The sequence below is a fragment of the Cobetia sp. UCD-24C genome (genome assembly GCF_001306765.1).
Lineage (GTDB): Bacteria > Pseudomonadota > Gammaproteobacteria > Pseudomonadales > Halomonadaceae > Cobetia > Cobetia amphilecti.
The window spans coordinates 480,821-504,079 of sequence record NZ_LJTD01000004.1; the positions used below are offsets into that span (position 1 = coordinate 480,821).

At 61.9% G+C, this 23,259-nt stretch carries 19 protein-coding genes; 10 read left to right on the top strand and 9 right to left on the bottom strand.

The genetic code is table 11. From position 1 onward, the window contains the following. The first annotated feature begins 358 nt into the window (after nucleotides 1-358). The gene (locus AOG28_RS08465; RefSeq protein WP_054556051.1) at nucleotides 359-2,329 is read left to right on the top strand and encodes an AMP-binding protein; all 1,971 of its coding nucleotides are present in this window, start codon (nucleotides 359-361) and stop codon (nucleotides 2,327-2,329) included. A gap of 128 nt (nucleotides 2,330-2,457) precedes the next feature. Here AOG28_RS08465 and AOG28_RS08470 read toward each other — a convergent pair whose 3' ends face one another. Then, entirely contained in the window at nucleotides 2,458-4,059 is a 1,602-nt protein-coding gene (locus AOG28_RS08470) for a Na+/H+ antiporter NhaC family protein (protein ID WP_054556052.1), read from the bottom strand. A gap of 507 nt (nucleotides 4,060-4,566) precedes the next feature. Between AOG28_RS08470 and AOG28_RS08475 the strand changes: the two genes are divergently transcribed. The 3 genes from AOG28_RS08475 (at nucleotide 4,567) to AOG28_RS08485 (ending at nucleotide 8,166) form a co-directional block, all read left to right on the top strand. Continuing rightward, the gene (locus tag AOG28_RS08475) at nucleotides 4,567-6,018 is read left to right on the top strand and encodes an alanine/glycine:cation symporter family protein (protein ID WP_054556053.1); all 1,452 of its coding nucleotides are present in this window, start codon (nucleotides 4,567-4,569) and stop codon (nucleotides 6,016-6,018) included. A 365-nt stretch (nucleotides 6,019-6,383) separates the two neighbouring features. After that, nucleotides 6,384-7,049, top strand: coding sequence for a 7-cyano-7-deazaguanine/7-aminomethyl-7-deazaguanine transporter (locus AOG28_RS08480; RefSeq protein WP_043332715.1), 666 nt, complete (start codon nucleotides 6,384-6,386; stop codon nucleotides 7,047-7,049). Nucleotides 7,050-7,152: 103 nt separating this feature from the next. Then, nucleotides 7,153-8,166 (top strand): ParA family protein, encoded by a 1,014-nt coding sequence (locus AOG28_RS08485; protein WP_082388532.1) that lies wholly within the window; start codon nucleotides 7,153-7,155, stop codon nucleotides 8,164-8,166. A 133-nt stretch (nucleotides 8,167-8,299) separates the two neighbouring features. On the opposite strand, the gene AOG28_RS08490 is transcribed toward AOG28_RS08485, so the two are convergent. Continuing rightward, nucleotides 8,300-9,124: an inositol monophosphatase family protein gene (locus AOG28_RS08490; RefSeq protein WP_054556054.1), complete on the bottom strand. Its 825-nt coding sequence runs from the start codon at nucleotides 9,122-9,124 to the stop codon at nucleotides 8,300-8,302. Nucleotides 9,125-9,595: 471 nt separating this feature from the next. On the opposite strand from AOG28_RS08490, the gene AOG28_RS08495 reads away from it, so the two are divergent. Together AOG28_RS08495 and AOG28_RS08500 are read left to right on the top strand one after the other, a co-directional pair. Beyond that, nucleotides 9,596-10,879 carry a pyridoxal-phosphate-dependent aminotransferase family protein gene (locus AOG28_RS08495; protein ID WP_235506999.1) on the top strand — a complete coding sequence of 428 codons (1,284 nt, stop codon included), beginning with the start codon at nucleotides 9,596-9,598 and terminating at the stop codon, nucleotides 10,877-10,879. Then, complete coding sequence (locus AOG28_RS08500; protein ID WP_054556055.1) at nucleotides 10,876-12,213, top strand: allantoate amidohydrolase; 1,338 nt, start codon at nucleotides 10,876-10,878, stop codon at nucleotides 12,211-12,213. Before AOG28_RS08495 ends, AOG28_RS08500 begins: the two co-directional genes overlap by 4 nt. A 64-nt stretch (nucleotides 12,214-12,277) precedes the next feature. On the opposite strand, the gene uraD is transcribed toward AOG28_RS08500, so the two are convergent. Next, nucleotides 12,278-12,811, bottom strand: a complete 534-nt coding sequence (gene uraD, locus AOG28_RS08505) for a 2-oxo-4-hydroxy-4-carboxy-5-ureidoimidazoline decarboxylase (protein ID WP_054556056.1) — start codon at nucleotides 12,809-12,811, stop codon at nucleotides 12,278-12,280. Between the two features lie 412 nt (nucleotides 12,812-13,223). Here uraD and uraH point away from each other — a divergent pair, with 412 nt between their 5' ends. From uraH to AOG28_RS08520, 3 genes are all read left to right on the top strand, one after another. Continuing rightward, nucleotides 13,224-13,577 carry a hydroxyisourate hydrolase gene (uraH, locus tag AOG28_RS08510; protein WP_054556057.1) on the top strand — a complete coding sequence of 118 codons (354 nt, stop codon included), beginning with the start codon at nucleotides 13,224-13,226 and terminating at the stop codon, nucleotides 13,575-13,577. A gap of 9 nt (nucleotides 13,578-13,586) precedes the next feature. Beyond that, nucleotides 13,587-14,834 (top strand): urate hydroxylase PuuD, encoded by a 1,248-nt coding sequence (locus AOG28_RS08515; protein WP_054556058.1) that lies wholly within the window; start codon nucleotides 13,587-13,589, stop codon nucleotides 14,832-14,834. A gap of 213 nt (nucleotides 14,835-15,047) precedes the next feature. Beyond that, the gene (locus tag AOG28_RS08520; RefSeq protein ID WP_054556059.1) at nucleotides 15,048-17,162 is read left to right on the top strand and encodes a methyl-accepting chemotaxis protein; all 2,115 of its coding nucleotides are present in this window, start codon (nucleotides 15,048-15,050) and stop codon (nucleotides 17,160-17,162) included. Nucleotides 17,163-17,299: 137 nt separating this feature from the next. Here the strand turns inward: AOG28_RS08520 and AOG28_RS08525 are convergent, their stop codons facing one another. After that, nucleotides 17,300-17,944 carry a TetR/AcrR family transcriptional regulator gene (locus AOG28_RS08525; protein ID WP_054556060.1) on the bottom strand — a complete coding sequence of 215 codons (645 nt, stop codon included), beginning with the start codon at nucleotides 17,942-17,944 and terminating at the stop codon, nucleotides 17,300-17,302. A gap of 230 nt (nucleotides 17,945-18,174) precedes the next feature. Between AOG28_RS08525 and AOG28_RS08530 the strand changes: the two genes are divergently transcribed. Next, nucleotides 18,175-20,271 (top strand): NADH:flavin oxidoreductase, encoded by a 2,097-nt coding sequence (locus AOG28_RS08530; protein WP_054556061.1) that lies wholly within the window; start codon nucleotides 18,175-18,177, stop codon nucleotides 20,269-20,271. Between the two features lie 77 nt (nucleotides 20,272-20,348). Here AOG28_RS08530 and sodX read toward each other — a convergent pair whose 3' ends face one another. The 5 genes from sodX to AOG28_RS08555 all read right to left on the bottom strand — a co-directional run bounded on the left by sodX (nucleotide 20,349) and on the right by AOG28_RS08555 (nucleotide 22,777). After that, on the bottom strand, nucleotides 20,349-20,645 hold the full coding sequence (gene sodX, locus AOG28_RS08535) for a nickel-type superoxide dismutase maturation protease (protein ID WP_054556062.1): 297 nt from the start codon (nucleotides 20,643-20,645) through the stop codon (nucleotides 20,349-20,351). A 58-nt stretch (nucleotides 20,646-20,703) separates the two neighbouring features. Then, nucleotides 20,704-21,204, bottom strand: coding sequence for a superoxide dismutase, Ni (sodN, locus tag AOG28_RS08540; RefSeq protein WP_054556063.1), 501 nt, complete (start codon nucleotides 21,202-21,204; stop codon nucleotides 20,704-20,706). 2 nt (nucleotides 21,205-21,206) lie between these two features. Next, complete coding sequence (locus tag AOG28_RS08545) at nucleotides 21,207-21,416, bottom strand: hypothetical protein (RefSeq protein ID WP_054556064.1); 210 nt, start codon at nucleotides 21,414-21,416, stop codon at nucleotides 21,207-21,209. Between the two features lie 25 nt (nucleotides 21,417-21,441). Continuing rightward, nucleotides 21,442-21,861, bottom strand: coding sequence for a tetratricopeptide repeat protein (locus AOG28_RS08550; protein ID WP_054556065.1), 420 nt, complete (start codon nucleotides 21,859-21,861; stop codon nucleotides 21,442-21,444). A gap of 217 nt (nucleotides 21,862-22,078) precedes the next feature. After that, nucleotides 22,079-22,777, bottom strand: a complete 699-nt coding sequence (locus tag AOG28_RS08555; protein ID WP_054556066.1) for a hypothetical protein — start codon at nucleotides 22,775-22,777, stop codon at nucleotides 22,079-22,081. Nucleotides 22,778-23,259: the final 482 nt, after the last annotated feature.

Here is a 23,259-nt window from a genome sequence, read left to right on the forward strand (position 1 = left end):
TTTTGTCGCATCTGCTGTGAGACCGCGTTCAAGCGTATGTTTTATTGCGCGAATGACGCCTTTCACGCTGTCAGGTCGTCTGCGACCAAGGACTGAGTATAAGACCATCAGACGCTGAAAACGGTGAGCCGAGCACGTTTGAAGGGCGATTTTTGGCCTAAGGTTTCAACGTAACTATCGGTTCAGGCATCTCTGTCCTGCCTGTCCTTCCTCCATCGTCGTCTGTCGCATCGCCGTTGGCGAGCGACGTCAATGAGGACATGAAAAGAGGTCCGGTCAACGGGCCCCGGTGACAAGGCCTTGCGTCAGGACAGGCAAGAGATGCCCATAACGACATTCGTGGATCACGAGGTACGCCATGCCCGACGCCAATCACTCCTGTGCACGCGAGCGTTATCTAGCCCTGACGGCGAGAGCCAACGAGACGCCAGAAGACTTCTGGGCTGAGCAGGCGCAACGCATCGCCTGGTTTCGCCCGCCGCAGACCATTCTGGCCTGGGATGAGCAACAACATGCGCGCTGGTTCATCGATGGCGAGATGAACATCTGCCATGCCGCGCTGGATCATCACGTCGCCAATGGGCGCGCGGATCAGGTCGCGTTGTATTGGGATTCGCCGGTCACCCAGAGCAAGCGGCAGTACACGTTTCGTGAGCTGCGTGATGAGGTGGCCCTGCTGGCGGGAGCGCTGCGCAATCTCGGGGTGGAGAAGGGCGACCGTGTCGTGCTCTACATGCCGATGGTCGCCGAGGCCATGATGGCGATGCTGGCCTGTGCACGCCTCGGGGCGGTGCATTCGGTGGTCTTCGGCGGCTTTTCCCCCAAGGAGCTGGCGGTACGTATCGATGACGCCGCGCCCAAGGTGATCATGGCGGCGTCCTGTGGGGTGGAAGTTGATCGCATCATTCCCTACAAGCCCTGGCTGGATGAAGCCATCGAGCTTGCCGAACATAACCCGCAAGCCTGTCTGATCCTGCAGCGTGAACAGCAGCGGGCGACACTCGGGCCGCGTGATCATGACTGGCATGAATGTCTGGCCAGCGCCCAGGCCACCGAAGCGGTCAGCATGCTTGGCAGCGAACCTCTCTATGTCCTCTATACCTCCGGCACCACCGGCAAGCCCAAGGGTGTGGTGCGTGATCACGCCGGTTACGCCGTGGCGCTGCATTATTCAATGGAGCTTCTCTATGCGACCCGCCCCGGGGATACCTTCATGGCGGCCTCGGACATCGGCTGGGTCGTCGGTCACTCCTATATCGTCTATGGCCCGCTGCTGATGGGGGCCAGTACCGTCATGTATGAAGGCAAGCCGGTCAAGACACCGGATGCCGGAGCCTTCTGGCGCTTGATCGAGGAATACCGCATCAACTGCTTCTTCACTGCGCCGACGGCGTTTCGTGCCATGAAGAAGGAAGACCCGGAAGCCAGTCATATGGCCAATTACGACCTTTCCAGCCTGTGCAGTCTGTTCCTGGCTGGAGAGCGACTGGATCCGCCGACCTATCACTGGCTCGCCGATCTCCTGCCGGTGCCGGTCGTCGATCACTGGTGGCAGACCGAAACCGGCTGGCCCATCGCCGGCAACCTGCTGGGCCTCGACATGTTCACCGAAGGTAGCCGCGAGGTGAAGGCACCGGTCGAGGCGCGTGCCGGTAGCGCCACCTGGCCGTTGCCGGGCTTCAATGTACAGATTCTCGATGGCATGGGGGATGAGGTGCCCACGGGAGAGCAGGGCAATGTCGTGTTGCGCCAACCGCTGCCGCCGGGCTGCCTGACCGGACTCTATCAGGACCCCGGGCGCTTCCATTCTGCCTATCTTGCCGCCTACCCCGGCTATTACCTGTCCGGTGATGGCGGCTACTTCGATGAGCAGGGCTATCTGTTCGTGATGGGACGCATTGACGATGTCATCAACGTGGCGGGGCACCGCCTGTCGACGGGCGAGATGGAGCAGGTGCTCGGTGCACACGCCGCGATCGCGGAATGTGCGGTGATCGGCATCGAGGATTCGCTCAAGGGCGAGATGCCGTTGGGACTGGTGATTCTCAAGGATGGCTGGCAGGGGGATGAAGCCAGCCTGTGCGCCGAGCTTGCCCAGCGGATACGCCAGGAAATCGGGGCCTTTGCCTCGCTCAAGGAGGTGCTGATCGTCGAGCGTCTACCCAAGACGCGCTCCGGCAAGATACTGCGCAAGATGATCCGTCAGATCGCCGCCGGTGAGCAATACCAGGTGCCCTCGACGATAGATGACCCCTCAAGCCTGGAAGATGTGCGTGAGGCGCTGAGCGAGGCCGGCGTCGGTCAGGCGAGTGAGGCACGCAGCGCATGAACCGAAGCGCGTGAGTCGAAGACGTGACATTGCGGACGCATGACGCGGCTCGCGCTGCTCCAATAATGAAAAAGCCCCCGCCATGAGACATGGCGGGGGCTTTTTTTAGCAAGGCAGCATTTATTGCATCACGCGCGTGCCACGACCGGATTGGCCATCTCGCGGCGTGCAAGCCAGGCAATGCTGATGACCAGCAGACCCGCCAGGCTCAACCAGCCGAACAGGGTACTGTCGGTCAGGCCCATCACCAGGTAGGCGATCAGCGAGATCGCAGCACCCAGCAGGGCGTAGGGCAGCTGGGTCATGACGTGATCGATGTGATGGCAGCTGGCACCCGTCGAGGACAGGATGGTGGTGTCGGAAATCGGCGAGCAGTGATCCCCGAACACGGAGCCGGCCAGCACCGCGCCCATCATCGGCAACATCATGGCGAGCTCGGTGGCGGCCGCCATGTCACCGGCAATGGGCAGCATGATGCCGAAGGTGCCCCAGCTGGTGCCGGTGGCAAAGGCCATCAGGCCGGAGAGCACGAACAGCAGCATCGGCAGCCAGGTCGGAGACACGACGCCCTCGACCAGCGTGGCCAGGTACTGTCCGGTCCCCAGAGAGCCGATGATGCCGGTCAGCAACCAGGCGAAGACGAGGATATAGACGGCCGGCAGCATGGAGCTGGCGCCCTGGGCGATGGCGCTCAGGCTGCGCCCAGCGCCCATGCGATGACGCAGCAGCATCACTACCGCGGCCAGCAGGCCGATGGCGCCGCCGATGATCAGCGACTTGGCGACATCCGTCAGCTCGAAGGCGCGAATCAGGCCGAAGGCCTCACCCTCGGCGGCCAGTGCGCTGGCGCCGGTCTGCACGATCATGAAGAAGGTCGCGATGACCAGCACGATGATCGGGATCAGCAGGTCCATGGGGCGGCCACGCTCGGACTCTTCCACGTGGGTGTTGCCCGGCGGATTGCCGCGCTTGGCATCGAAAAGCTCACCGTCGCGCGCCGCGATGGCATGACGGCGCATGGCACCGAAGTTGATGTCGAACCAGGCCGAGGCGATCACCAGTACCAGCGCCGCAATCGCGTAGTAGTTGAGGGCGGAGAGCTCGAGGAAGGCACCGAACGGACTCACATCCGTGATCTGGTGGGTCGCCAAGATACCGGCGATCAGGCTGATGATGTAGGCACCCCAGCTGGAGATCGGCGTCAGCACGCAGACGGGCGCGGCAGTGGAGTCGATCAGATAGGCCAGGCGCGCGCGCGACAGCCCCTGACGGTCGGTCAGCGGACGACAGATGTTGCCCACGGCCAGGCTATTGAAATAATCATCGATGAAGATGAATACCCCCAGCAGCACGGTCATCAGCTGCGAGCCACGGCGGGTCGTGACACGAGCCCGCGCCCAGTTGCCGAAGGCACGGGTGCCGCCTGCCAGCGTGATCACGCCGACCATGGCACCCAGTGCCAGCAGGAACAGCAGGATATAGACATTCCAGCTGTTGAGGCTGGCATCGGCAAGCTGACCGCTGTCCGGCATCTCGATGAAGACGGCAACCAGCTGCTGCCAGAGATAGTGCAGCGTGACGAGCGGCGAGAAATCATTCAGCAGCAGGGCGCCTGACACGATACCCAGCCCGAGGGAGAGCATGACACGACGTGTCAGTATTGCGAGACCGATGGCTATGATCGGGGCGAGCAGCGAAAGCGGGGACGCCGCGTAGCTGGTCAGTTCCATGTATCACCTGTAATCAAAGGCAGGCGCCGGGACAAAGCGCGCTACCGGGTGCCGTTATGGCGGTTATGGTGCGTGGGTGTCAGGGAGTTGCACCGCCTGATCGCAGCGCACACTCGCGGGATCGCCGTTGCGCAACGGCAATCGATGAGTCGCGAGCCTGCGCCCGACAAGTCCTGGGCCGCCACTGGCAGGCGGCGACTTCCGGAAGGGGGCGCATTATGCCCGAGCCAAACAAGACGTGAAACATTACCGTGTTCACCTAAAGTCTAGGTCGCAGTGAAAAACACCGCCATTGCGCTATTTTTCCCCTAGAATTCGGGCGTAGAAGACCGCTTTACAGTGGGCTCTTCTTGCTTATCCCCGTGGGATATGAAGAATGGCGCTCACCAAAGCATGTCGAGCAACCCCATCGTAGTGGTTGCTCGCTGTCAGTCGCAGGAAAGTCATGGGCTTTCCGTTGCCCTGGCAGCGTCGACAAGACCAAAAACCCGCCAAAGCGAGACCGACATGTCGGAAACAACGTCCATCATTCCAGCGCCGATTCTGGCGCTGATCGATGCAGGCAATGGCCTGCTGTGGGGCAGTGTATTGATTTACCTGCTCATCGGAGCGGGTCTCTTCTTCACGGTCATGACCAAGGGTATCCAGTTCCGCTATTTCGGACACATGTGGAAGCTGCTGGCCACGTCTCGTCAGGGCAGCGAAGGCGGCATCTCTTCCTTCCAGGCACTGGCCACCTCTCTGGCGGCGCGCGTCGGTACCGGTAACCTCGCCGGTGTCGCCGTGGCGATTTCCCTGGGTGGCCCGGGCGCCATCTTCTGGATGTGGATGACGGCGCTGGTCGGCATGTCCACCAGCTTCATCGAGTCCACCCTGGCGCAGGCCTACAAGGTCTCCCACGATGACAACACCTTCCGTGGTGGTCCGGCCTACTACATCGAGAAGGGCCTCGGTCAGCGCTGGATGGCGATCCTGTTCTCCGTGTGTCTGATCATCGCCTTCGGCCTGGCCTTCAACTCCGTGCAGTCCAATTCCATCGCACTGGCCATGGAGCAGGCCTTCAGCGTGCCTCCGTGGATCATGGGCGTTGTGCTGGTCGTGGTCATGGTGCCGATCATCTTCGGCGGCATGAAGCGCATCACGCGTACCGCCGAGCTGATCGTGCCGATCATGGCGCTGCTCTATCTGCTGCTGGCCATCTTCGTCGTGGCCATCAACATCACCGAGCTGCCGGCGGCGCTGGGCACCATCTTCCGCAGTGCCTTCGGCCTTGAGCAGGCCGCAGGTGGCGCGCTGGGTTACACCATCGCCCAGGCAATGATGAACGGCATCAAGCGGGGTCTGTTCTCCAACGAAGCGGGTATGGGTTCCGCCCCGAACGCCGCCGCGATGGCGACCACCAAGCACCCGGCGTCCCAGGGCTTCGTCCAGATGCTGGGCGTGTTCATCGACACCCTGGTCATCTGCACCGCGACCGCGGCCATCATCATCATGAGCGGCACCCTGGGCAACGATGGCGGCAATGACGGCATCCAGATCACCCAGGCGGCGCTGTCCTCACAGGTCGGCAGCTGGGGTGGCGGCTTCGTGGCCATCGCCATTCTGCTGTTCGCCTTCACCTCGCTGGTGGCGAACTACTCCTATGGCGAGTCCAACATCGAGTACATCGCCGGCAAGAAGAACGCCAAGGCCGTCATCATGGTCTATCGCTTCGCCGTGCTCGGCATGGTCATGCTCGGTGCTGTCGCCAGCCTGAAGAACATCTGGAACTTCGCTGATCTGTCGATGGGCGCGATGGCCTTGATCAACCTGATCGCCATCCTGCTGCTGTCGCCGTTGGCCTTCCGTATCTTCAAGGATTACGACCGTCAGCATAAGGCCGGCAAGGAGCCGACCTTTGATCCGGAGCAGTTCCCGGAGCTCAAGGGCAAGGTCGATGCCAGCATCTGGAAGAAATGACTCTGTCACTCGCTTTCATTGCATGGATTTCATTGCATCGCTTTCTTTGCAACGTAAGGGGCGCCGGGGGAGACTGACGGCCTGACCATCTGGCCAGATTTTCCCCGCAGGCACCTGTCAATGGCCGCGCATCGTGATACGATGCGCGGCCATTTTGCGTTCTGACGACGTGCAAGCCTCGCGGCGGTTGTCAGTGAAGCATGTCGGCTGACGCATGCCTGCAGCGCTCAATCGCTGCGACAAGGCGTCAAGGCCGATGTCAGGCCATGGCAGCTGATGTCAGAATCGACGACGCAAACCTCAACACGCTCGTGACAGGGTTCCCTCACCCCTGGACGACGGCTTGGATTCAAAAAGGACCTGCAATGCTACTCCTCTCGTCTGCTCAGACGCAGCGCGCACTCGTCGCTCTGGCCCTGTTTCACATCCTCATCATCACCGCCAGCAATTATCTGGTGCAGTTGCCGATGACTCTGTTCGGCTTCCATACCACCTGGGGCGCCTTTAGTTTCCCGTTCATCTTCCTGGCAACGGATCTGACGGTGCGTCTGTTCGGCAAGCATCAGGCGCGACGCATCATTGCGCTGGTCATGCTGCCGGCGCTGTTGGTCAGCTACATGGTGTCGGTGATGTTTCAGGCGGGCAGTTTTGCCGGGGTAGAGGCACTGGCTGACTTCAACCTGTTCGTGGCCCGTATCGCGCTGGCAAGCTTCATTGCCTACGTGATCGGTCAGTTGCTCGACATTCAGGTGTTCGATCGTCTGCGTCGCAATGCCCACTGGTGGATCGCGCCGCTGGCGTCGACCTTATTCGGCAATCTTGCTGACACCTTTGCCTTCTTCTCGGTAGCGTTCCGCAATGGGCCCGATGCTTTCATGGCGGCTCACTGGATCGAGATTGCCTGGGTGGATTACGCGATCAAGCTTGCCATCTCGATATTGCTGTTCCTGCCGATGTACGGATTGTTGCTCAATCGCCTCACTAACCAGTTGCTCAAGCGCGGCCTGGTCGATGAGCGAGAGCCTGTCTGACATAAAAATGTCATATCATTTTCTCCTCTTTCACCGTTGTCAGTCAGGGACATGGCACCGGATTGTGCTAACGTTGCACAAACTGGAATGACGGGAGGGAGCCATGAAAATTGCTGCGGTGTACAGCATCAAAGGGGGCGTGGGCAAGACCGCTTCTGCCATCAATCTGGCGCACTGTGCCGCCAACAGTGGCCTGCGTGTATTGCTGTGGGATCTTGATCCGCAGGCCGCTGCGACCTTTTATGTGCGTACCAAGCCCAAGCTCAAGGGGGGGGTCGAGAAACTGATCAGCGGTAAGCAGGACATGTCCCGCGTCATCCGTTCCACGGATTATCAGAACCTGGATGTCCTGCCGGCGGAATTCTCCTACCGCAACCTCGACCACATTCTTGAGGAAGAGAAGCGTACCCGACTGCGCAAGGTCCTCAAGCCGGTTCGCGATGACTATGATCTCGTCATCCTCGATTGCCCGCCGAGCATTTCCAGTCTTTCCGAGCAGGTCTTCGCCTCTGCCGATACCCTGCTGGTGCCGATCATTCCCACGGTTCTGTCGCTGCGTACCCTGGAGCAATTGAACGCCTATCTGGCCGAGATCGATCTCGATGTACCCGTCTGGCCGTTCTTCACTCTGGTGGATCGACGCAAGACATTGCACAAGAATGTGATGGAATCACTCAAGCAGGATTATCCGCTGCAGCTCAGTGGCTATATCCCGTATTCCAGCGTGGTAGAGCGCATGGGAATCGAGCGCAAACCCATCGGGACTTTCTCGCGCAACAGCTCACCGGCTGTCAGCTATCGCAGCCTGTGGCAGGAAATCGGTCAACGCCTGAGCCTGCTCAAGGAGCCGACGGTGGCGTCGGCGCAAGTCGCCGCCAAGGCCGCTGAGACTGGATCAACCGACATTTCCACTGCCGCCCCTCAAGGTGCTGCCACCGGCAAGGCCAGTGCCAAAGGGAAAGCGGCCAGCAAGCCATCAGCCAAGTCTGCCAGCAAGAAAGCGGCCGGCGCTGACAAGAAGGCGGCGAGCAAGGACTCAGCCAGCAAGAATTCCAGCAAAGACACCAGCAAGTCGGCCGCCAAGGGCAAGAAGAAGGGCGGCAATCTGGGCGATTGATGCCGAGAGCATGCCAGCCAGAAACACAAGAACCCCGCCAATTGGCGGGGTTCTTGTGTATCGAAGCGGTAGTCTGTCATTAAAGTCAGGTCATCACAGCCGCGTCACTACAGTCCTGTATTTGAGTTCTTCACTACAGCCCCGGCAGCCCTGAACTGGCATCGGCCTCTTCCAGCAGGCGCTTGAGCGGAGCATGCAAGGCCGGTGAGGCCACCACGATATTCTCGCCATAAAGCTCATCGGGAATGCCGTCCGGACAGCGATACAGGTGACCCGTGCGTGCGCCGGCTTCACGCGCGATCAGAAGACCCGCCGCAAAGTCCCAGGGGGAGACGCTTTCGTAATAGGCATCCAGACGTCCGCACGCCACATCACAGAGATCCAGCGCGGCACTGCCGTTGCGGCGCACATCCTGACAGACCAGCAGCATGGCCGAAAGGCGCTTGAGCAGCGGCGGACGGCTGTCACGGTTGTAGGGGAAGCCGGTCGCGACCAGTGCGCGGCTCATCTCATCGGTCTCGCTGACCGAGATGCTCTCGCCGTTGAGCCAGGCCCCCTTGCCGCGGATGGCGGTGAAGGTCTCGCGGAGGAAGGGCGCATGCACGACCCCCATCTGGATCTTGCCGCGCTCGCACCAGGCGATGGACACGGCGACATGGCGCAGGCCATGTGCAAAATTGACGGTACCATCAATGGGGTCGATCACCCACAGGCCGCCCTTGGTACCGATCACGTCCCGCTCAGGCGACAGCTCTTCGGTAAGGCGCGCATCCTCGGGAAATTCGGCTTCGAGCGCTTCCGCCAGGAAGGTATCGATCGCCACGTCGATGTCGGTGACCAGCTCATCGCCTTTCTTGTAATGGTGCGCGAAACCCTGTTCCTCGCGCGCTTGCACCATGCGTTCACCAGCCTGTCTGGCCAGTTCCGTTGCTCGTTCCAGGCGTTGTTCCAGCGTCATGTGGCTCTCCGGCAGCGATGATCAGGTCGGATGAGGCAACCCTCACTCATCCGATGCCTCCTTGTATAACAGACTCATGTGGCGAGTTCAGCCTCGGGCACTGAGCGCCGGCGCATGAAACAGGTAATGAAAGCGTCGATTCAGCTCATTCATGCCCCGTCATGGTGCCTGGCAGGCAAGGCATGCACTGTCAGAGCGACACCGGTCAGTGTGGTCAGCAAAATTATAGCGTTATCTTGCAGCCATGCCGTCTTTTACCGGGCTGCCTTTCTGTCACTCGGTTATCAGAGAGCCTTTTGCCCCTCGATGCGCACGCCATGACAGGGCGGTGGCGCCCGTCGAATACATCCGCAATTCAACATTTGTTTCATTTCTTAAATTCTGGCGCACTTGTTGCAGTAGTGTGGTCATGAGGCTCGGCGAGTTGGCGAGTCTTTCCGCATTCCATGCCCTGCTGCACGAGGAGCGACCGTGAGCCCGACCTTTGACCAGATTCATCCTCCCCAGCGCCTGCTGATGGGCCCCGGTCCGATCAATGCGGATCCGCGTGTATTGCGAGCGCTTTCCGCTCCCTTGATCGGCCAGTACGACCCGGCGATGACGCACTACATGAACGAGACGATGCAGCTCTATCGCGGCGTCTTCGAGACCACCAATGATGCCACCCTGTTGATCGATGGCACCTCGCGTGCCGGTATCGAGGCGGTGCTGGTCTCGCTGATCCAGCCGGGGGAGCGGGTGCTGGTGCCGATCTTCGGCCGTTTCGGTCATCTGCTGCGCGAGATCGCCGAGCGCTGTGGTGCCGAAGTCCATACGCTGGAATGCGAGTGGGGCCAGGTGTTCCGCCCGGAGCAGATCGAAGCCGCCATTCGCGAGGTCAAGCCCAGCGTGCTGGCACTGGTGCAGGGCGATACCTCGACCACCATGTGCCAGCCGCTGGAAGACATCGGTGCCATCTGTCGCCGCGAAGGCGTGCTGTTCTACAGCGATGCCACGGCGTCATTGGCGGGCAATCCGCTCAAGACCGATGAGTGGGGGCTGGACGCCGTCACCGCAGGCTTGCAGAAGTGTCTGGCGGGGCCGTCAGGCAGCTCGCCGTTGACGCTGTCGCCGCGTGCGGTGGAGGTGGTGCATGCCCGGCGGCATGTCGAGGCGGGCATCAGCAGCGGCAGTGATCGTCTGGCGGAGCCGGGCGCGCGCATCCGCTCCAACTATTTCGATCTCTCCATGGTGCTCGATTACTGGGGAGAGCTTCGCCTCAATCACCACACCGAAGCTACCAGCATGCTGTATGGCGCACGTGAGTGTGCGCGCCTGCTGGTCAATGAGGGCATGGACAACGCCATCGCGCGCCATGCGCTGCATGGTCAAGCGATGGTCGAAGGCTTGAAGGGGCTGGGGCTCGCGCTGTTCGGCGATCAGGCCCACCGCATGAACAACGTCAGCGCGGTGATGATTCCCGACGGCCTGGATGGCGATGGTCTGCGCCGCAGCATGCTGGAGGACTTCGGAATCGAGATCGGCACCAGTTTCGGCCCGCTGCACGGCAAGGTCTGGCGTCTCGGCGTGATGGGCTACAACGCGCGTCGCGATACCGTGCTGACCACGCTGGCGGCGCTGGAGCAGACCCTGCGCCGGGGTGGCGTCAAGACTGTGGCCGGCGGTGGCGTCGGCGCCGCGCTGGACTTCTATCAGGAGCATCAGGGTCAGGCGGCCAATGGCCGTGCCAATCCCGGCACGGGAGGCCAGTCATGAGCGATGCCGGATCCATACCCCCGGACGCCATCGCGCCGCTGGAAACGGCCGCCGATGTGCTGGCCGCCTGCGACACCCTGGCGGCGATCTCACGCAGCGACAGCGGGATCGACCGTCGCTATCTGACGCCGGAACACGCCGCCGCCAACGCCACCACGGCTGGCTGGCTCAAGGCTGCCGGTCTGCGCAGCTGGCAGGATGGCGCCGGTAATCTCTGGGGCCGCTGGTGTCCACCCGCTCTCACCGCTGCCGCTGACAGCGAAGCCGGCGTGCCGCGACTGGTGATCGGCTCGCATCTGGACAGTGTGCCGGACGCCGGCCGTTATGACGGCATTCTTGGTGTCCTGCTCGGGGTGGCCGCCTTGACACATTTCAGGCAGCGCGCCGATGCCGGCGAGCTGAGCTTGCCCTTCGCGCTGGAAGTGGTCGGTTTCGGTGATGAAGAGGGCACCCGCTTCGGTGCGACCCTGCTCGGCAGCCATGCCATCGCCGGACGCTGGCAGTCGGACTGGGAGCGGGTAGAGGATGAGGACGGCATCCCGCTTGGCGACGCGCTCGAACGTTTCGGGCTTTCCGGGCAGACGGCTGCCGGGGCCAGCCTGCAGGCGAATCCGCCGCTGGGTTATCTGGAAGTACACATCGAGCAGGGCCCGGTGCTGGAAGCCGAGAATCTGGCGCTGGGCACCGTGACCGGCATCGCCGGCGCGCGACGCTTCGCGGTCAACTTCGTCGGCCAGGCGGGGCATGCCGGCACCACGCCGATGGCGCTGCGTCAGGATGCGCTGTGTGCGGCGGCGGAGTGGACACTGGCGGTGGAATCGCTGGCGTGTGATGTCCAGGCGGGCAAGCGCGCTGACATGGCGGACCACTCGCTGGTCGCGACCGTGGGTTGTTGCGAGCTGCGTCCCGGGGCGGTGAATGTCATCCCCGGGGGGGCGGCACTGAGTCTGGATATCCGCGCGCTGGACGATGCGCAGCGGGATCGTGCGCTGGATGAACTCTTGAACGAGGCACATCGAATCGCGGCGCGACGGGGCCTCACCTTCCACTGTGAGCAGACGCATGCGGCCGATGCCGTGGCCTGTGACGAGGGATTGATGCAGGCCGTCGATGCCGGTATTGCCGCCATCGGTCAGGCGCCATTCCGGCTACCGAGTGGTGCCGGGCATGACGCCATGGCGGTCAGTCATCTGTGCCCGGTGGGCATGCTGTTCCTGCGCTGTGAGCGCGGTATCAGCCACCACCCGCTGGAGGCGGTGACCGAAGACGATGTCGCCAAGGCCCTGGCGGCACTGATCGCCAGTATCGAGGCCGTGGCCGCCAGGCACGTGTAGGACAGCACGCATGAGACAGAACGCGGTAGACAGAACCTATTAGCGGCCGCAGGGGCGCTGGTCACTAACTGGCCTCGAGCAGCCCCGGCAGGCGCACTGCGGCGATCGCATTTATCTGGGCCAGAGCCTCCTGGTATTCCGCCTCGGTGGATTGCGGCAGGCGGCGCTCCAGTTCCTCGAGAATGCTGGTGGCGCTGTGGCCCTTGACGCAGATGATGAACGGAATGCCGTGGCGGGCCTGGTAGTCGGCATTGGCCGTCAGGAAGCGTTCACGGGTGGCGTCATCGAGCTGATCCAGCCCTGCGCCACGCTGCTCGCCCTGCGAGGCGGGCGTCAGGGTCTCCAGCTTGCCGGCAGCCAGCTCAGGATGGGCCAGAATCAATTGGTGGCGCTCGACATCATTGGCCTGGCGTACCGCATTGGCACACGCCGTCAGCAGGACTTCCATGCTCGCGAACGGACGCTCTGCCGCGGCGCGTTCCACCACCCAGTCCGAGTGCTCATAGAGACCACTCAAGCGTCGTGCCAGCGCCTCGGGTGGCAGGGCGTTGAGCGTGTCCAGCATTACCAGATAGTGCATCGGGGTCTCGATTGGCATGCGCCTTGCTCCAGAGAGGGGGATAGGTTTGAAAAGCTCAAGGAATCATCAGCTTGCAAGGCGCATGCCGTCGCTGGCAACGCGTCTGACCAACGCTGTGTCACACGTTGCATCGCCATGCCAGTGGTTGACGACAAGGCTGTATCGCCACCGGCTTGCCTGACGGCACCGAGCGGCGTCTGTCATGGGGCGATACGGCCTGCACCTTGACCGATCGGTCAGAATGCAGCAATGCACTCATCGGGTGCAATACCACCAACCGCTGACGGCAGGCCAGAGCAGGACAGGCCAGAAAACCGAAACACCGTCTTCATTCGTACAGCTTGCATTGCTACGGGGTCGATACGTACAGGCCCTCGTCGTACAGAGCCCAGCCGTACCCGCCACATCCACACAAGAACAGGAAATCGCCATGCCCAGACTGACGACGCATGTGCTCAATCAGGCCGAAGGCATCGCTGCCAGCGGTGTGCATATCACCCTGGAGCGCCAGGATGCGCAGGGTCACTTTCACGAGTTAGCGCAGGTCACGACCAATGCCGATGGGCGTCTCGATGCGCCGCTGCTTGAGGAAACCGACGCTTCCGCTGATCTCTCCGGCGTCTATCGTCTGACGTTTCAGGTCGGGGATTACTTTGCCAGCCGCGCGGTGGGCCAGGGCATGCTCGGCCGCGTGCCGGTCGAGTTCACCCTCGAGGCCAGCGGCCATTATCACATTCCGCTGCTGGTCACCCCGTGGGCCTACAGTGTCTACCGCGGCAGCTAAGGAGCCGGCATGAGCGCATATCTTCTCGATTGGGCGATGCTGCTGACCCGCTGGCTGCATGTCATGGCGGGGATCGCCTGGATCGGCGCATCGTTCTTCTTCATCTGGCTCGACAATCGGCGAAAGCCGGCCACTCATGCGGTGGATGGCCGCCCCGGCGGCGAGCTGTGGGCGGTGCATGGTGGCGGTCTCTATCATCTGTTTCGTCATGATGGGGTCAGCGAAACGCTGCCCAGCGAGATCCACTGGTTCAAGTGGGAGGCCTATGTCACCTGGTTGTCCGGGATGGGGCTGTTCACGCTGATCTACCTGCTGCAGCCGCATGCCTACCTGATCGACCCGCGCGTGTTCGAGATGAGCGGCACCCTGGCCGTGTGCAGCGCTCTGGGCGTGCTCGTCGGTGGCTGGCTGGGCTACGAGGCGCTGTGTCGCAGCCCCTTCAAGCGCCATGCCGGGGCGCTGTTCGTCGCGGTCGGTGTGTGGCTGACGCTGGCGGCGTGGGCCGCGACCGAACTGTTCTCGGGGCGTGCCGCCTTCCTGCTGATGGGCGCGCTGATGGGCAGCATTATGGCGGGCAACGTCTTCAATGTGATCATCCCGGGTCAGAAGGCCCTGCTGGCTGCTGCCAAGCGTGGGGAAACGCCGGACCCGATCCACGGCCAGCGCGCAAAGCAGCGCTCGGTGCACAACACCTTCATCACGCTGCCTGCGGTGCTGATGATGATCAGCAACCACTACCCGCTGCTGTATGCCAATGACTATCGCCTGGGCGTCATTCTGCTGTTGCTGGTGACGGGCGGTCTTATCCGTATCGCCACGGTGGATCACCACAAGGGCGTCAAGCGTCTGTGGGTACCCGTGGGGGCAGTGTTGGCGTTGATCGGCGTGATCCTGCTCTGCGCGCCGCGCTCACAGACGGCGCCCGCGACTGTCGAGACAAGCGCGCCTTCAGCATCTGTCGCGGCCAGCAGCGCAGCTGGCAATGAGGCCCCGGGGGAGAATCAGGCCTTGCGAGACAAGGTCAGTCATATCGTCGAGCAACGCTGCGCCGGCTGTCACAGTGATACGCCGAACTTGATCGGTTTGACGGCTCCGGCAGCCGGCGTGGCCTTCAATGGCTGGGATGACATCCAGCGTCAGGCCATGCGCATCCACCAGCGCACGGTGGTCGACAAGAGCATGCCGCTGGCCAACATGACCCAGATGACCGATGCCGAACGCCAGCTGCTGGATGACTGGTGGCAGGCGACACGCTGAGGGGGGAAGGATGAGAGGGCAATGGATTAGGGGGCGATGGCTGAGAGAGTCATGAATGGGGGCGTACTGACCAGCGGCGCTCCAAGTCGCCGCTGGTCAGAATCAACTCGCAAGAACTCGTCAGCACCCACTCGTCAGCAGCAACGCTACAGTTCTGAGTCCGGTGGCCGATAGACGTGATACTTCTCTCATGGATCGGGGTATCGCGTAGTGATGACAATAAAAAAGCGTCTGGCCCGCGCCAGTGTCGGCAGCAAGCTTGCCTTGCTGGTATTGCTGTTGATGATGGCGGCCTTCACGGCGCTGGGCCTGGTGTTCTCGACGGCCAGCATGCATCAGGTGGAAGGCGAGACAGAACGCGCTCTCGCTCAGCAGCAGCAACAGATCACCAACACCATCGAACTGTTCGATACCACCATGCAGTCCAGCGTGACGCGCATGCTCAATGCCTTCCTGGCGACCATTCCTGACAACTTCACGCTGATCGAGGACCGACGTCTACCGATCGGCGAGCGCGATGCACCGGCGCTGCTCAATGCCGGCTTCATGCTCAACAATCAATCCGGTTATCTGGCCGACTTCGCCAATCGCACCGGTGCGCCGGTCAGCTTCTTCGTGCGCGATGGTGAGGACTTCGTGCGCATTGCCACCACCCTCAAGACCGAAGATGGCTCAAGCCTGCTCGGGCTGACGCTGAGTGGTGGGGTCAAGGATGCGCTGAATGCCGGACAGCCCTATACCGGCATGCTCTATCTGGCGGGCCGTCACTACATGACGCGCTATCGTCCGATCACCGACTTCAATGACAACCTCATCGGTGCCTCGTTCATCGGGGTGGATGTCGGCGAGCAGATCGATGAGCTGTATGCCACCATCACCAATATCCAGTTGCATGAGAAGGACTTCAGTCTGGTGGCGAGCACGGCGCCGGGCCAGCAGGGCAAGGTGCTGACGACGGGGCAGTGGCAGGGCCGCTCGCTGATGGACTTCAATAATGCGCAGGGCGAGCCGGCCTTCGCGCCGCTCTTCGCCGCCGACAGCGGTCAGATCGATTACCGACTGGCGGGCGAAGACAGTGACCGTATCACCAGCTTCCAGCACTATCCGGCGTGGGACTGGGTGGTGGCGACCACGATCGACAAGCAGGAAGTGACGGCGGGCATCACGCAGGTCCGCAATCAGGTCTTCGGGCTGGCACTGCTGTTGGCGCTGGCCGTGGCCGGCATTCTCTACTTCCTCGAGCGGCGTCTGATCAGCCGTCCGCTGGATGCGCTGGTATCACTGGCGCAGGCACTGGCGCGGGGCGATCTGTCCCAGCGCATTACCAGTCAGCGTCAGGATGAGATCGGCAAGCTGACCGCGGCCATGAACAGTGTCGGCGAGGACCTGAGTCGAGTGGTGGGTCAGGTGCGGGGCACCACGGGCGCCGTCAATCAGGCTGCCGGCGAGATTGCCCAGGGCAACGAGGAGCTTTCGGCACGCACCGAGCAGTCCGCCTCCAGCCTGCAGGAAACCTCGGCCTCGATGGAGGAAATCACCACCACCGTGCAGCACAGTGCCGATTCCGCCCAGCAGGCCAGTCAGCTGGTCAATTCGACCTCCGAGCAGGCGCGCCGCGGCAATGACGACATGCGCAAGGCGCAGGCGAGCATGGAAGACATCAACCGCTCTGCCGAGCGCATCAGCGAGATCATCAGCCTGATCGACGGCATCGCCTTCCAGACCAACATCCTGGCGCTGAATGCCTCGGTGGAAGCGGCGCGGGCCGGTGAGCATGGGCGTGGCTTTGCGGTGGTCGCGCAGGAAGTGCGCACCCTGGCGACGCGCTCGAGTGATGCATCCCGCGAGATTCGCGGCCTGATCGACGAGTCGATCTCGCACACGCAGCAGGGCGTGGCGCAGGTGAAGGACGCCAGTCAGGCGATGGCCGAGATTCTCTCCAGTGTCGAGCGCGTCAACGACATGATCGCCGAGATCAGTGCCGGGGCGCGTGAACAGAGTGCCGGCGTCGGCCAGGTGAATACGGCGGTGAGCGAGCTGGATGCGATGACGCAGCAGAACACCACCCTGGTCAATCAGGTCAGTGACGCGGCGCGCAGCATGAGCGCCCAGGCCCAGGCACTGGAGCAGATGATGGCAGGCTTCAAGGTGGCAGGCGCTCAAGACATGGCAACATCGTCAATGTCGCGCCAATCCGTGTCGCATCAGTCCATGTCTCACATGAACACTCAGCCGATGGCGGATGGCGAGCAGTCTGCCTTTACGCCGCCGGCAAGCGCCGCGCGCGGATCCCGGCGTCGCGAAGAAGAGGAGTGGGAAGCCTTCTGAGCCGCGCTCTGCTCCAAGCTGACCCCTGAGCTCGATCCTGCGCCAAGAGCTTGATCGAGCGCCATTGAATGTGACAGCTAGCCGTTGATGTTTCTGCCAAGCCCTTGCCGACTGCCGTCGGTGAGGGCTTTGTCCTTTCAGGCCGGGTGTCGGGCCGCGAAGCGTGCCAGCTCCTGAGGCTCGCAGCGCTCGCCGACGAAGACCTCGACATACTCAGCGACGCGGCTGATGCGCTCGCTGACGCTTTCCTGAGTGCGCATCGACAGATAGCCGATCTGGGTCAGGTAGGTGGTGCGTGCCCGCACGTTGGCGAGTTGCTCGGGCTGGCCGTAGCACATCAGCATGCTGGTCAGCGCCTGAATGCGTGCCTGATCGGCGCGGGCGACGGCAGCGGCGACCTCCGCGTTCTGAGAGGCCCAGTTGCGGATCGCCAGCTCGAAGCGTGCATCGAACAGTGATGCATCCAGCCAGCAGTCGAAGACATTGAGCATGGCTTCCACCACCGTGGCGGCGTATTGCTCGCAGCGCCCGATCAGGCCGGCGGTATTGTGAGCATCCCAGCGCGCGAGCAGCGCGGTGAGCAGGGCGTCGCGGTCCTTGAAGCTCCAGTAGAAGCTGGTGCGTGACAGGCCCAGCGTCTTGGCCAGTGTCAGGACGCGCACCGAATCCACGCCGCCCAGCAACAGCTGCTGATAGGCGGCTTCCAGCCAGTCCTCGGCCTTGCCGCGCCCGGCAGCCTGGGCGCCGTCACTTGCCGGGGGGACGCATGGGGACTCTGGCATGGGCGGTCTCCTGAAAGGCGGGGGATGGTGGGGGCTCATGTAAGGTCGATCGTGCGATGACAGCATGAGCATGCTGTTTGCGACAGCGACGAGTCTGGCTGCGTCAGGCGGGCGAGAACGGCGTGTCCGGCGACGCATGGCCTGAAGCCTAGGACTATAGTCAGCGTATGTACACAGGTGTACTCAATAAAGACACCCCTGTTCTCGCTGTCTGCTCATCAGGAGGCCACATGGCTCAGGACCCGCTGCTCACGCCGTTCACGCTCAAGCATCTGACCCTCAAGAATCGCTTGATGATGACCTCCCACGAGCCTGCCTATCCGGAAGATGGCATGCCCAAGGCGCGTTATCGCGCCTATCACGAGGAGCGGGCGCGCGCCGGTATCGCCCTGACCATGACGGCGGGTTCTGCCTCGATCGCCAAGGACAGCCCGCCGGTGTTCAACAACATCCTGGCGTATCGCGATGAGGTGGTGCCGTGGCTCAGCGAGCTGACGGATGCCTGTCACGAGCACGGCACCGCGGTGATGATCCAGCTCACTCACCTAGGACGCCGCACACGTTGGGACAAGGCCGACTGGCTGCCGGCGGTTTCGGCGTCCCATCGTCGTGAGGCGGCGCACCGCGCCTTTCCCAAGCGGGTCGAGGACTGGGATATCGCACGGCTGATCCAGGACTACGCCGACGCCGCCGAGCGCATGCAGGCAGCCGGCCTAGACGGTATCGAGTTGCAGGCCTATGGCCATCTGATGGACCAGTTCTGGTCGCCGCTCACCAATACCCTGGAGGGCCCCTACGGCGGCAGTCTCGAGAGTCGACTGCGCTTCACCATGGAAGTGTTGAGCGCCATTCGCGCACGGGTGGGCAACGAGTTCATCGTCGGCGTCCGCTACACCGGAGATGAGTGTCTGAGTGGCGGGCTTGATGCCAGCGATGGCCTGGAAGTCTCGCGCCTGCTGCGCGATAGCGGTCAGGTCGATTTTCTCAATGTGGTGCGCGGCCATATCGATACCGATGCGGGCCTCACCGATGTCATCCCGATCCAGGGCATGGCCAGTGCGCCGCATCTCGACTTTGCCGGACAGATTCGCGAAGCAATGGATTTCCCGACCTTCCACGGCGCCAAGATTCAGGACATCGCCACCGCGCGCCACGCCATCGCCACTGGCAAGGTCGACATGGTCGGCATGACGCGCGCCCACATGGCGGACCCGCACATCGTGCGCAAGCTGATGGCCAAGCAGGAGGAGACCATCCGCCCCTGTGTCGGAGCCAACTATTGTCTCGATCGCATCTATCAGGGCGGCTCCGCCTACTGCATTCATAACGCTGCGACCGGGCGGGAGCTGGAGCAACCGCATGATATCGCGCCTGCCGAGGTCACCCGGAAGGTCGTGATCATCGGCGCGGGCCCGGCAGGGCTCGAGGCCGCACGCGTCGCCGGTGAGCGTGGGCATCAGGTGGTGGTGCTGGAAGCGGCCGACCAGCCGGGTGGCCAGATTCGCCTCACCGCTCAGAGCGAGCGGCGACGCGAGATGATCGGCATCATCGATTGGCGCATCAGTCGCTGTGAGGCGCTCGGCGTCGAGATGCGCTACAACGTCTTCGCCGAGGCCGAGGATGTGCTGGCGGAGCAACCCGATGTCGTCATCGTCGCCACCGGTGGCTATCCCGAGGAAGACATGCCGCAGGTCGGCAGCGAGCTGGTCGTCTCCAGTTGGGACATTCTCTCAGGCCATGTCACGCCTGGCCGCAACGTGCTGCTGTTCGATGATGCGGGAGACCACGCTGCGCTACAGGCCGCCGAGATGATCGCCAACTCCGGTGCCAGGCTCGAGATGATGACGCCAGATCGCACCTTCGCGCCGGAAATCATGGCCATGAACCTGGTGCCTTACATGCGCAGCCTGCAACGTCTCGCCGTCACCTTCACGCCGACCTATCGCCTCGGCAGTGTCACGCGTAGTGAAGATGGCCAGCTGATCGCCCATATCGGCAGTGATTATCTGGATGACGCCGTGGCGCAGGGCAAGGGCACCGGTGCCTACGCGGATCAGCGCCTTGTCGATCAGGTAGTGGTCAACTACGGCGCCCGCCCGATGGAAGATCTCTACTTCGAACTCAAGCCTCACTCACGTAATGGCGGGGCAGTGGACTACGACGCCCTGATCGCAGGCCTCGCCCAACCGGTGGACGGCCCGAGCCCGGAACACACCGAGCGCGCAGCAGAGGGCAGCTTTCAGCTCTATCGCATAGGTGACGCTGTTGCGACCCGCAATACCCATGCGGCGATCTATGACGCGCTGAGGCTGATGAAGGTGGTGTGAGGGGGTGACAGAGAAGGGACACTACTGCAGAGACATGACACGGGCTGGGCAAGTCTCACAGGGTGGCGTGAAAAGTCTTACATAGTGCTTTGAGAAATGGATCGAATTACCCGCCCCTGGATCCGCTCGCGCCTCATCAACCCCATCTTGTCAGTAGAGGTACTGTCAGGATGGGTGCCTTCCAGCCAGAGCATGCCGTCTGGCTGTATCCTGCGGATGCGCTTGATGATTCGGCCGAAGTGGGGGTGCTGTGCCACCACGATATCGCCTATGCGATAGCGCGATTTCCAGCGTTTCAGCGTCACGACATAGTCTCCCGGCGCAAGGCCGGGAGACATGCTGAGTCCATTGACGCGATAGAGTCCGATGGGCATCCGTTCACTCTTGATTAATTCACTCTTCATCAGTTCTTTGGCGCGTCATGTCTTTGCCTCAATCCAGCTTCGGATAGACGACAGTTTCAGACGGCGGATACGGGCAGGTCGCGGTAAAGGTCGTGACACCCTTGGTATCCCAGAACGCCGCGGTGAATTCATTGATGAGGGTCAGCAGCTTTTCCCCCTTGTCCCGCTCGATGCCTTGTTTGCAGGCAGAGCCGGCCAGCATGATGCTGTGCACCAGCGCATCGATGTTGGGATAGGCATCACGCTGCGGTTGCTTGATGTAATCGCCCCAGATTATGCGGATCTCATGCTTGGCTTTCTCAGCGTGGCTTTCCTTCTGCTCCACCAGACGTGCCAACAAGGCCTGGTCTGCCAGCGTCGGGCTGTCCTTCTGGCCCAGCTCATTGATGAGGTCCATGAAGCGAATCACGCTGAGTGCGGCGATCTGTGCAGCAGACGGGTCGTAGATCTTGCAGGGGATATCACAGTGCGCGGAAGCCGCAGGGACTGATACCAGGCGGTCAATGCCGCGAAGCAGGGCGTGAATCATGCTCAATCCTCCTTTTGCTGAGTGTTCTGGCGCTTGCGACGCGACTGACGAATGACGAAGTACGCGGTACCGATGACGGCTGCGATGGCGCCATAGAACAGGGTGTGAACGAGCGGGCTGCTCCAGTCACTGTGGTCATGTCCCGGGTGGGCCAGGGCCGTATTGGCGGCGGTCAGCAACAGCAGTCCGCTCGCGGTGAAGATTTTCTTCATGCCGTATCTCCTGTGAGGGTGAGAGTCAGTGATGGATCCGCGTCGTGGAGTGTCCCGCGGGGTTCGCTTGGTGGGTCCGTCGCGTGGTAACGCCGAGCCATTGCACGGTGTTCATGATTTCCATGCGTACCTGGCCGCTGCCGCGCAGTAAGGCCTGTTGATGGGCATGGCACAGACCCGGGGCGGAGAGCGCATGGGAGAGGCGCGCATGGGCAGCCTGCAGGGCGCGCATCGCTTGCGGGTGTTGGCCCTGGGCGCGATAGAGCTCCGCCAGATTCTGGTAGCTCACGACCAGTGCCGCGACGCCGCCATCCGGGTCTGCACAGGGCATCAGAAAGATGTCGGAAAAATGGCAGGCGCTGAGATAGTGCTGCTCTGCCATGGCGTAGTCGCCCTGTTCGAACAACGCATTGCCTGCCTGTGTTTCATGCTTCCATTCGTCCATGAGGCCCTCCCGTGACCGAATATTATCGTCTTAAGCAAATCTGCATGATTATGATAATCATTATCATTAAATAATGGTGCAAAGCCTCAGCGACTGCAATAGGGGGATGGCAAATCAGGGGGATGGCGGCTTGGCCCCGGGTATTGCGCGCAAGATCAGACGCGAGCTGGCAGCGCACAGAATGGCGGACGACGGGGGGCTGGTGAGCGTTCTACGTTCAGAGCGGTTGGCTTGCGAGGCCCGGGCCCGGGCCCGGCGAGAGCGAGGTGGCGTCTGGTGAGAGTTCCGCTGGCTGTGGCGCTTGCTCGGGCGAGGAATAGCGCTTTTTCGCTGTGTGCATGATGGTCTCCATGCTGGCATACACCATGTAGAGATCTCCCAGGTTCTTGTCAGTCCTGAGCGTGGCATCATGCAGTGGCGCCAGGCCGAAACGCTTGAAGATCTTCATGTTGGCGCGTTTGCACAAGGCCAGAATGCCATCGCCTTTTCGGGATCTGACATGACGTGCCGCAGCAGCCATCAGTAGATTGCCATGGGCAAATCGCTTTGCCTCCGGGGCCATCACCAGCCGGCTGAACTCATAGATGGCGCCCTCCGGGATGGACACCGCATCGCTGTCATCGAAGAGCGTGCGCGACTCGAGACTACCGGGGGTGACGCGAATGCTGCCCAGTAGGGTGTCGTGCTGGGTGTCCATCAGGCAGATATGCTGGCTGTTGCTGTCGATCACATCATCGTGATCACTATGCTTCTTGAGGTAAGCCTTCGAGGCGCTGTGGTGGTCTTCACGTAGCGTGCGCACATGGCGGAAGAGCGGGTGATTGCGACCAAAGAAAGACACTGTCTCTCGATGGGTCTGATGCGTGAAAGAAGCGGTGAACTGCTGGATGACGGCAACGTCTTGAGTGTCTTGCATTCCCTTTCTGTCTCCTCGTGTCATGAGGTTGGTTAGTTTTCTCATGCTTTTGGGATGGCAAATCTAACACTTAATTAGTTTTAGTGCATGTTTGTTGCAGCATCATGACGCGGAGTTGGCTGTGGCGAAGATGGCCCAGACAGCATGATTGTCAGCGTACCGACGAAATGAAACCGACGTGATGGATGATGTCCACACGTCACGATAATCTCGATATTTGCGGCTAACATGAGGCAAAAAGAGATGAAGCTGTGCTTTACCTCATTGCCTGAGACGGGCTTGTGGATGGCCTTGAGGCCTTGGCCCCATGAGATACGAGATCGGTATTGTCATGAGAAATGGAGGGTCTGCTGACGCAACGCCAAAGACTCCACCACGCTACCTTCGCAGAGGGGGATCAGTCGCCAATTGCAGATGCTGAGGGCGATATGGTTCATGCCGGCAGGTCATGCCCCTGCGGGGGTTGGAAGGGTGCTGGCGCA

Excerpts from the sequence above, each read along its gene's own strand:
- uraH (WP_054556057.1), top strand. The coding sequence starts at position 13,224 with ATGCCCAGACTGACGACGCATGTGCTCAATCAGGCCGAAGGCATCGCT.
- AOG28_RS08475 (WP_054556053.1), top strand. The coding sequence starts at position 4,567 with ATGTCGGAAACAACGTCCATCATTCCAGCGCCGATTCTGGCGCTGATC.
- AOG28_RS08515 (WP_054556058.1), top strand. The coding sequence starts at position 13,587 with ATGAGCGCATATCTTCTCGATTGGGCGATGCTGCTGACCCGCTGGCTG.
- AOG28_RS08490 (WP_054556054.1), bottom strand. The coding sequence starts at position 9,124 with ATGACGCTGGAACAACGCCTGGAACGAGCAACGGAACTGGCCAGACAG.
- AOG28_RS08465 (WP_054556051.1), top strand. The coding sequence starts at position 359 with ATGCCCGACGCCAATCACTCCTGTGCACGCGAGCGTTATCTAGCCCTG.
- AOG28_RS08485 (WP_082388532.1), top strand. The coding sequence starts at position 7,153 with ATGAAAATTGCTGCGGTGTACAGCATCAAAGGGGGCGTGGGCAAGACC.
- sodX (WP_054556062.1), bottom strand. The coding sequence starts at position 20,645 with ATGCCCATCGGACTCTATCGCGTCAATGGACTCAGCATGTCTCCCGGC.
- AOG28_RS08545 (WP_054556064.1), bottom strand. The coding sequence starts at position 21,416 with ATGAAGAAAATCTTCACCGCGAGCGGACTGCTGTTGCTGACCGCCGCC.
- uraD (WP_054556056.1), bottom strand. The coding sequence starts at position 12,811 with ATGCCAATCGAGACCCCGATGCACTATCTGGTAATGCTGGACACGCTC.
- sodN (WP_054556063.1), bottom strand. The coding sequence starts at position 21,204 with ATGATTCACGCCCTGCTTCGCGGCATTGACCGCCTGGTATCAGTCCCT.
- AOG28_RS08500 (WP_054556055.1), top strand. The coding sequence starts at position 10,876 with ATGAGCGATGCCGGATCCATACCCCCGGACGCCATCGCGCCGCTGGAA.
- AOG28_RS08520 (WP_054556059.1), top strand. The coding sequence starts at position 15,048 with ATGACAATAAAAAAGCGTCTGGCCCGCGCCAGTGTCGGCAGCAAGCTT.
- AOG28_RS08550 (WP_054556065.1), bottom strand. The coding sequence starts at position 21,861 with ATGGACGAATGGAAGCATGAAACACAGGCAGGCAATGCGTTGTTCGAA.
- AOG28_RS08480 (WP_043332715.1), top strand. The coding sequence starts at position 6,384 with ATGCTACTCCTCTCGTCTGCTCAGACGCAGCGCGCACTCGTCGCTCTG.
- AOG28_RS08470 (WP_054556052.1), bottom strand. The coding sequence starts at position 4,059 with ATGGAACTGACCAGCTACGCGGCGTCCCCGCTTTCGCTGCTCGCCCCG.
- AOG28_RS08525 (WP_054556060.1), bottom strand. The coding sequence starts at position 17,944 with ATGCCAGAGTCCCCATGCGTCCCCCCGGCAAGTGACGGCGCCCAGGCT.
- AOG28_RS08530 (WP_054556061.1), top strand. The coding sequence starts at position 18,175 with ATGGCTCAGGACCCGCTGCTCACGCCGTTCACGCTCAAGCATCTGACC.
- AOG28_RS08555 (WP_054556066.1), bottom strand. The coding sequence starts at position 22,777 with ATGCAAGACACTCAAGACGTTGCCGTCATCCAGCAGTTCACCGCTTCT.